Raw genomic sequence first — 8,361 nt, 5'->3', positions numbered from 1 at the left:
CGAGTGGAACCCGCAGTTCAAGAAGGTCATCGACGCCCTGCACACGATCGCCGAGAACCTCAAGGGCTCCGGCATCGAGTACGAGGAGGCCAGCACCTCCGCGCAGGCCGTCGCGCAGAACCTCATGAACGCGCTCAACGGCGGCAAGATCTAAAGGGTTAGGGAGGGATCGCCATGACAGGTGGCGGCGACATCATTCTCGCCAATTTCGACGAGATGGAGGAGATCGCGGCCGAGCTGGGCCGCGCCTACGCCAACCTCGTCGGCGAGCTCACCGACCTGGAGAACGACCTGAAGGTGCTGGAGACCTGGGACGGCGCCGCCAAGGGCGTCTACCTGGAGGCCAAGCGCAACTGGAACGACGCGGTCGTGGCCATGGGGGACACGATGCAGCGGTTCGGGCCGGCGCTGCACGACGCGACCGAGATCATGCGGGACGCCGAGAACGCCAACGTCCGGCGCTGGGGCACCTGAGGACGGCCATGGAAGAAGGCGATGGCGGTACGCCTCTCATCGACCCGAAGGCGGCCGGTGACCAGGCGGTATGCCGTCCGGACGTGCTGCGGGACGTCGCGGGGGCCATGTCGCGGGATCTGCTGCCCCAGCTCGAGTCGGCGCCGCACAAGGTGCACGACCTGCCGACCCAGGCCGTGGGGGACTGGGACGTGGCGCGGGGGTACGCGGACACGGCGCATCGGGCGTTCCTGGCCACGACCGAGACGATGGGCTTCGTCGCCGAGCAGGTGAGAAGGATCATCGACGACCTGGTCGCGACCGCGAACACCGTCCAGGACGGCGACGCGCGGGCGGCCGACACGGCGCGCCGGACACAACCTTCCTGAGGGGGCAGGCACGTTGGGGGAACCGAAGCCGATCAAGCTGGGGCCGCTGCCGGAGGGCGCGCCCCGGACCTACGGGGGGCGCGACGCGATCCGTGATCTGCTCGCGCACACCCGGCCGGAGGAGTTCGGCGGGGTGGCGGACACGTTCCGGGCCTCGGGCAACCTGCTGACCCAGACGATCAACGACTTGACGAAGTACGCCGAGCGGCTGGTCGCCGACGACAACTGGGGCGGGGAGTCGGCGCGGGCGATGCTCGGCCGGATGTCGCAGGTGCAGGCCTACCTCAGCACGCTGCGGGACCAGATCACCTGGATCGGGCCGTCAATCAACAAGGTCGGCAGCGATCTGGCGACGGCCAAGCAGAACTTCGAGGACGCCACCAAGCCGATCTGGGAGCCGATCGACAGCGGCTCTCCCGTCAATCCCGACATCGCCTCGCCCGGCCCGTCGAAGATGGTCAACAACCCGGACGCCGACGCGCAGAGGTTCATGGCGGAGCTGAACAACAAGATCAAGGACGCCTACAGGTCGATGCCGGAGGCGCTCGCCTGGGACGCGGCCCTCGCCTCGGGCGCGCCGTACATGCCGGAGCCGGAGGAGCACGACAGCACTCCCCCGGACGACGGCATCACCTATGACGACGAGCAGCCGACCCGGCCGATCACCCACCTGACCGGCGACACCTCGGCGGTGCCCCCCGCGGCCAAGGCGGCGCCCGTGACGACCCTCCCGGCGGGCGTCCCGGCGGGAGCCCCGGCTCCGGGCGCCCCCGTGACCGCCACGCCGGTCCCCGCCACCGGCCCGGCGCCGGCCGTGGTCGGCACCGCGACCGCTGACCCGGCCAGGTCGTCCCTGGTCAGCATGGCGCCGACGTCGGTGGGCACGGCGCCGCAGAAGGTCGTGGGAGAGCTCGCGCCGACGCGCGGCGGGCCCAGCGCCACCCACGTCGGCAGCGTCCCTGCGACGATCGGGCTGGAGCCCGTCGCCACCGAACCGGCGCACACCGAGGCCCGCCGCCTGGAGCCGACACGATCGGCGCCGGACGCCGCCCCGACCCACTCGACCCTGGACGATCAGCCCCGTCGCAACGGTCCCGACCAGGTGCGCGGCCCGATCCAGGAAACCGGCGGCCCGTCCGTGCGGCCCGGCGTTGTGCCGGTCGTGGACGGCTCGTGGACCGCCGTCGGCAGGCCGGGCACGGCCGGTGGCCCAACAGGGGCGGTCACCGGCATGGGGGGCGGCATGCCGTTCATGCCGATGGCCGGCGCCGGCGTCGCCGGCGACTACGACAGCGCCTTCGCGCCGCACCGGGCGGCCGTGAGGCAGCCGGACGACTCCAGCCTGTTCCGTCCGGCGCACGAGCCCGGCCAATCGGTGGTGGACTGATCATGACAAATGACGACAACTCCAAGCTCATCGAGATGGACGTCGACTCCCTCCGCGACGTGGGCCACCGGCTCGGCGGAGCGCCGATGACCGAGCTCAACAACCTGGTCCACGTGGTGGCCGGGATCGACCTGCGCGGCACCCACTACGGGGCGTTCGGCATGCTGGCCTCGTCGCTGGGCGACGCGTTCGACCAGGTCAAGCTGGCCGCGCACCAATACCTGTCGGCGACCAGGCGCGAGCTCTCCGACATGCGGACGAAGACGTTCGACACGGCGAACACGACCGTCATGGGCGACGGCGCGGCCGCCAGAAGATCCGCGGGCATCACCGACGCCCCGGCGTGAGAGGCGGGCAGACACAGTGGAACAGCCGTACTCGGCGATCTCGGGGGCGGGCATGGCCGCCATGGGCACGGCGCTCCTGGGCGGGGGCCGGGCGAAGTTCGCCACCGGGCTCCTCCTGCTCATGATCGCCGACACGCCGAAGCAGCGGCAGGCCGCCGCCGAGTGGCAGGCGCTGGCCGACGGGCTGCGCGCGCATCCCGGCCGCGTCCAGCAGTCGGTCCAGGGCGTGAGGTGGACGGGGACCAGCGCCGACATGTTCGACAAGACGGTCCTGACCCACAGCAACAACGTGGCCGACACGGCGGACAAACCGGCGGCGACGGCGGACTCGCTGAACACCACCGCCGACGTCTTCGACGCGCTCGGCACCTTCGCGCTCGCGAGCGGCGGGGCCATCCTCACCGCTGGGCTGCTCTACCGGTTCGGGTCGTCCAACCCGTACACGCGACCGGCCGCGGAGGTGGCGGCGACGTTCTTCGGGCGCCAGGTCGACCGGCAGGCGGGGCAGGGCGCGGCCAAGGTGGGCACGTTCATCCAGGGGACGGGCGGCCTGCTGAGCAAGATCGCCGGCAGGTTCGCGCAGATGTCGCCGGTCAAGAAACTCGCCCTGGTGGGCGGCGGCGCCATCATGGGCGGGGTCGGCGGCCAGATGGCCGTCGCCGGCGACCTCAGCGAGACGGCACTGCCCCAGGGCAACCAGGTGAAGGGGGCCTGATGCCGCACTTCGACGAGGCGGCCGTGGACCGCATGATCGCCGAGTCCCAGCAGTCGATGGAGGGGCTCGACGAGGTGTACCAGCAGGTCCTGGCCGTGCAGGGGTTCGCGCAGGACCCGGAGAAGCTGGTGACCGTGGAGTGCTCGTCCCAGGGCGTCACCGGGCTGGAGATCAACCCGCGCGCGCTGCGGTGGGGCGCCCAGCGGCTCTCCGCCACGATCCTGGAGCTGATCGGCGCGTCGCTGGCCGACATGGAGGCCAAGTCGGCGGCGATCATGGCCGAGCGGTGGGGCGAGGCGCCGATGTCGCTGACCGACGAGGGCAACCCCGCGCAGGTGCGCCTGCAGGAGGCGCAGGACGCCTACGACCGGGCCATGGACGACGCGATGGCGCAGATCGCCCGCATCGAGCGCCGCCTCGACGGCGCCTGACCCTGCACACCGGGATCGGCGCCACCGGGACCGGCGCCGGTCCTGCCCCGGCGCCGGTCCCGGTCCAGCCCGGCGCCGGTCCCCGTCACTCCCCGGGCGGCGTCAGGTAGGCCGTCTGGATGAGGCGGGAGCCCGAGCGCCGGTCCACGTAGATCCCCCGTCCCGGCGGGAGCTGCTGCGGCCGCACGTTCCCGAACAGCGCGCCCTCCTCGCGGGGGCCCGACAGCATCACGGCCGGGCTGTTCATCTCCTTGAGCCGCCGGACGACCGGGTCGATCAGGCTGCGCCCGGCCCCGCCCATCGCGCGCGCCAGGATCAGGTGCAGCCCGATGTCGCGGGCCTGCGGCAGCAGGTCGCCGAGCACGGACAGCGGGTTGGAGGAGGTGGCGACCAGGTCGTAGTCGTCCACGACGACGTACAGGTCCTGTCCGGTCCACCAGCTTCGCGTGCGCAGTTGCTCGGAGGTCAGGTCGGGCGGCGGCAGCCGGGTCTGCATCACCTGGTGCACGCCCTTGAGCACGGTCGCGGCGGCCGTGCTGGAGGCCGCGTACCCGATGCGGTGCTCGTTGTCGGCGGTGTCGAGCAGCGAGCGCCGGTAGTCGATGATGATGATCCGCGCCTCCATCGGCGTGAACCTGGCGACGATGCCCTCGGTGACCACCCGCAGCAGGTTCGTCTTGCCGCTCTCGGTGTCGCCGAGGACGACGAAGTGCGCGTCGGCGTCGAAGTCCAGCGAGACGGGCGCGAGCGCCGCCTCGTCGATCCCGATGGGGATGCGCGGGCCGCTCTCGCCGGGCCCGGGCAGCGTGTGCACGGGGAAGCGGTCGGGGAGCAGCCGCACGGGCGGCGCGGGCTGCTCGTGCCAGGCGTCCGCGGCGGCCCGTACGAGCGCGGCGACCCCTTCGGTGAGGTCGTCGACGGTCGACCTGCCGTCGGCGCGCGGCAGCGCGGCCAGGAAGTGCAGCGCCTCGCGGGTCAGGCCGCGGCCCGGCGCGCCCTCGGGCACGTTCGCGGCGGCCTTCCTGTCGATCTCCGACTCGAACGCGTCGCCGAGCCTCAGCTCCAGCCTGGTGGCGAACATGTCGCGGACGTTCGAGCGGAACTCCGACCACTTGTTGGCCGTGCCGACCACGTGGATGCCGAAGCCGAGCCCGCGCGAGACCAGCTCGCCGATCGGCCCTTCGAGGGTCTCGAACTCCTGGCGCATCGTCGCCCAGCCGTCCACCACCACGAACACGTCGCCCCAGCCGTCGCCCTCGTACTCGCCGGCGGCCACCTGACGGCGGTAGGTGGCGATCGAGTCGATGCCGCGCTCGACGAACAGCCGCTCCCTGCGCGCCAGCAGGGCGGTCACCTCGGCGACCGTGCGCCGCACCCGGTTGGCGTCCAGGCGGGTGGCCACGCCGCCGACGTGCGGCAGTCCGGCCAGCGCCGACAGCGTGCCGCCGCCGAAGTCGAGGCAGTAGAACTGCGCCTCGCGCGGGGTGTGGGTGAGCGCGATGGAGGCGATCAGCGTGCGCAGCAGCGTGCTCTTGCCGGTCTGCGGCGAGCCGACGATCGCGGCGTTGCCGGCCGCGCCGGACAGGTCCAGCCAGTACGGGTCGCGCCGCTGGTCGAAGGGGCTGTCCACGATGCCGACCACGGCGTGCAGCCGTCCGGGCCGCTGCCCGTCGGTCCCGGCGGCGGTGAGCCCGTGGGTCGCGGTGGTCCGTACGGGCGGCAGGAGCTGGTCCAGCGAGGCGGGCTCCTTGAGCGGCGGCAGCCAGATGCGGTGCGCGGCGGGGCCCTTGCCGCTGAGGCGGTCGACGACGATGTTGAGCAGGCTGTCCTGCTGCTCCTTGTCCTTGGGGGCGGGCTCGGGCTCGGCGGGCGGCGGGGGCGGCAGCGGGACGCGTTCGGTGCCGTACCAGACGATCTTGCCGCGGTGTCCCTGGCGGACGGCGGCGGCGCGGTTCTCGCGCTGGGGGACCTGGTAGGGGCCGGACACGTACGCGGCCTTGAAGCGGGTCATGCCGGTCGTCTCGAACATCAGGTACGCGTTGCCCGGCTCGGGCGGCAGCGAGTACGCGTCGGCGACGCCGAGCACCGCCCGGCTCTCGGCCGCCGAGAAGGTCCGCAGCCCGATCCGGTACGAAAGGTGCGTGTCCAGGCCGCGCAGCCGCCCCGACTCCAGCCGTTGCGAGGCCAGCAGCAGGTGCACCCCGAGCGAGCGCCCGAGCCGGCCGATCATCACGAACAGCTCGATGAACTCCGGCTTGGCCGACAGCAGCTCGCTGAACTCGTCCAGCACGATGAACAGCGTCGGCAGCGGGCTCAGCCGCGCCCCCTGCTCGCGGGCGTGCTCGTAGTCGCGCAGCGAGGCGTAGTTGCCGGCCGCCCGCAGCAGCTCCTGGCGCCGGACCAGCTCGCCGTGCAGCGCGTCGTGCATGCGGTCGACCAGCGGCAGCTCGTCCTCCAGGTTGGTGATCACCGCCGAGACGTGCGGCAGCGTGTCCAGGCCGAGGAACGTCGCGCCGCCCTTGAAGTCGACGAGCACGAAGTTCAGCACCTCGGAGGAGTGGGTGATCGCCATCGCCAGCACGAGCGTGCGCAGCAGCTCGCTCTTGCCGGAGCCGGTCGCGCCGACGACGAGCCCGTGCGGGCCCATGCCGCCCTGCGCGGCCTCCTTGATGTCCAGCTCGACCGGGCGGCCGTCGGCGCCGAGGCCGAGCGGGACGCGCAGCCGGTTCCTGACCGGGCGCGGCTGCCACGTCTGGGCGGGGGTGAGGCGGCGGGCGTCGCCGATGCGCAGCAGGTCGGTGAGCGTGGTGTTGGCCGACAGCGCGTCGCCCTGCTCCTCGCCCCCGCCCGCCACGCTCGCCCGCAGCGGCGCGAGCTGCCTGGCCAGCGCGGCGAACGCGGGCAGTCCCAGCTGGTCCGGGCGGCCGAGCGGGGTGAGGACCGGCTTGCCCATCTCGTCCTCGACGACCCGGACGACCTCCTCGGGCGTGACCTCCAGGTGCAGCGAGAGCTGCGCGGGCACCTGCCCGGCGGAGCCGCTGAGGTCGATCACGGTGACGCCCTCGATGGCGTCGGTGGCGAGCTGGCTGCCCGGCGGCACCCGGCCGCCGTCGAGGATCACCAGGTGGTACGGCAGCGCGTCCTGCGACAGCCCCCTGCTGAACCGGGGCCGGTCCTTCAGCTCGAACCCGAGCAGGTTGTCCAGCTCGCCGAGGTCGCGGCTGACCAGCCGGACCGGGCCCGCGCCGTCCTCCTCGTCGGGGTGGAAGGCGTGCGGCAGCCACTTGACCCATTCCCACTCGGCCGCGCGTTCCTGCCCGGCGCACACCGAAACGCGCAGGTCCTCGGGCGAGTGCAGGGCGACGGCCTGGGCCAGAGCGGCGCGGGCGAGGCCGCGGGCGGCGTCCGGGTCGCCGGTGAGCGTGATGCGGGCGAAGGAGTGCAGCGCCAGCGCGACCGGCAGCCCGGGGACCGTGGCATGGGTGCGGACGAAGCGGCGCAGCGCCCCGGCCGACATCGGGTCCAGGTCCTCGATCGGCTTGCTCTCCGGCGGGATGAGCGGCAGCGCGAGCCGCTGCGCCGAGGTGGCGATCCTGACCTGGGCGAAGTCGTCGTCGCGCGGCCTGCGCTCCCACAGCCGGCTGGTCATCACCAGCGACCACAGGGTCACCGGGTCGGGGTGGTTCCAGGTCATGGCCTTGCGCTGCTGCTCGGCGGCCCGGCGTACGCGCTTGCGCACCTGTTCCAGGTAACGGTAGTAGTCGCGGCGCTGGCCGTTGATGCGGCCCTTGCGCTCGCCGGTGTTCCTGAACATCTGGCCCAGCGTCATGCCGACCATCGAGATCGCGAACAGCCCGCTGGAGACCATCATGATCGGGTTGCCGGTGCCGCCCCCGGTGAACATCAGCGCCATCGCGCCCGCCCCCGCCAGCATCGGCAGGTAGGTCAGCACCTGGGTGAGCCCGCCGCCCGGGATCGTCTCGGGGATCTCCGGTGGCGGCTCCAGCAGGACCTCGCCGCTCGGCTGCTCGGGCGGCCTGCGCCGCTCCGGCCGCCGCACCACCACCGTGTTGCCGCTCACGGGCCCATACAAGCCGCCCATAGCCCTTGATCAGCGACATTTCTAATTTTCTAGACATATTTCCGGCGGCGCGCGCGACGGCGAGTCCCTAAACTCCTCCAGGTGAGCGCCACCGGAACCGACCTGTGCAGGGTCACGATCGTCAGCCCGCGCGGGTCGCTCGATCTCGGCCTGCCCTCGGACATGCCGCTGGCGAGCATGCTGCCGACGTTGCTGCGCATCGCGGGCGAAGGGCTCGCGGAGGCGGGGCTGGCCCACGGAGGCTGGGTGCTCCAGCGGGTCGGCGAGCAGCCGTTCGACCTGAACGCGACGCTGTCCGACCTCGCCGTGCACGACGGGGAGCAGCTCCACCTGCGGCCGCGCGGGCACGAGCTGCCCGAGACCGTCTTCGACGACGTGGCCGACGCGGTGGCCACCGGCGTGCTCGAACGCACCAGCCGCTGGCAGTCCTCCCTCACCCGCTCCTACGGCCTGCGGGCCGCCGCGGCCGCGCTCGGCCTGGGCGCCGTCGCGCCGCTGCTGGCCGGGCCGCCGTGGACGCCCGCCGCCATCGTCGCC

8 protein-coding genes are annotated in these 8,361 nt (G+C 72.8%); 7 read left to right on the top strand and 1 reads right to left on the bottom strand.

Annotation, left to right across the window (positions count from 1 at the left end; translation table 11 throughout):
* Positions 1-174: 174 nt before the first annotated feature.
* Genes KME77_RS20585 through KME77_RS20560 form a run of 6 tightly spaced genes read left to right on the top strand, consistent with a single transcriptional unit; the run spans position 175 to position 3,722 of the window.
* The gene (locus tag KME77_RS20585) at positions 175-474 is read left to right on the top strand and encodes a WXG100 family type VII secretion target (protein WP_219470222.1); all 300 of its coding nucleotides are present in this window, start codon (positions 175-177) and stop codon (positions 472-474) included.
* A gap of 8 nt (positions 475-482) precedes the next feature.
* Positions 483-842, top strand: a complete 360-nt coding sequence (locus KME77_RS20580) for a hypothetical protein (RefSeq protein WP_219470220.1) — start codon at positions 483-485, stop codon at positions 840-842.
* 13 nt (positions 843-855) lie between these two features.
* Positions 856-2,229, top strand: a complete 1,374-nt coding sequence (locus tag KME77_RS20575; protein ID WP_219470218.1) for a hypothetical protein — start codon at positions 856-858, stop codon at positions 2,227-2,229.
* A gap of 2 nt (positions 2,230-2,231) precedes the next feature.
* A complete protein-coding gene (locus tag KME77_RS20570; RefSeq protein ID WP_219470217.1) occupies positions 2,232-2,576 on the top strand; it encodes a hypothetical protein in 345 nt (114 codons plus the stop codon).
* A 16-nt stretch (positions 2,577-2,592) separates the two neighbouring features.
* Complete coding sequence (locus KME77_RS20565; RefSeq protein ID WP_219470215.1) at positions 2,593-3,291, top strand: hypothetical protein; 699 nt, start codon at positions 2,593-2,595, stop codon at positions 3,289-3,291.
* Positions 3,291-3,722, top strand: a complete 432-nt coding sequence (locus KME77_RS20560; protein WP_219470212.1) for a YbaB/EbfC family nucleoid-associated protein — start codon at positions 3,291-3,293, stop codon at positions 3,720-3,722. Before KME77_RS20565 ends, KME77_RS20560 begins: the two co-directional genes overlap by 1 nt.
* A gap of 85 nt (positions 3,723-3,807) precedes the next feature.
* Here KME77_RS20560 and eccCa read toward each other — a convergent pair whose 3' ends face one another.
* Positions 3,808-7,803, bottom strand: coding sequence for a type VII secretion protein EccCa (gene eccCa / locus KME77_RS20555; RefSeq protein ID WP_308250792.1), 3,996 nt, complete (start codon positions 7,801-7,803; stop codon positions 3,808-3,810).
* Between the two features lie 102 nt (positions 7,804-7,905).
* Between eccCa and eccD the strand changes: the two genes are divergently transcribed.
* Positions 7,906-8,361, top strand: a 456-nt coding sequence (gene eccD, locus KME77_RS20550) for a type VII secretion integral membrane protein EccD (RefSeq protein ID WP_219470208.1), incomplete at its 3' end; no start/stop codon positions are given.

Origin of the sequence: Nonomuraea rhizosphaerae, assembly GCF_019396405.1 — a bacterium.
GTDB lineage: Bacteria > Actinomycetota > Actinomycetes > Streptosporangiales > Streptosporangiaceae > Nonomuraea > Nonomuraea rhizosphaerae.
Note: the sequence above shows the minus strand (reverse complement) of the source record. Positions and strands in the feature narration are given on the sequence as shown.

What these genes read in the sequence shown, in the direction of transcription:
- KME77_RS20585 (WP_219470222.1), top strand. Translation starts at nt 175, where the DNA reads ATGACAGGTGGCGGCGACATCATTCTCGCCAATTTCGACGAGATGGAG.
- KME77_RS20580 (WP_219470220.1), top strand. Translation starts at nt 483, where the DNA reads ATGGAAGAAGGCGATGGCGGTACGCCTCTCATCGACCCGAAGGCGGCC.
- KME77_RS20570 (WP_219470217.1), top strand. Translation starts at nt 2,232, where the DNA reads ATGACAAATGACGACAACTCCAAGCTCATCGAGATGGACGTCGACTCC.
- KME77_RS20560 (WP_219470212.1), top strand. Translation starts at nt 3,291, where the DNA reads ATGCCGCACTTCGACGAGGCGGCCGTGGACCGCATGATCGCCGAGTCC.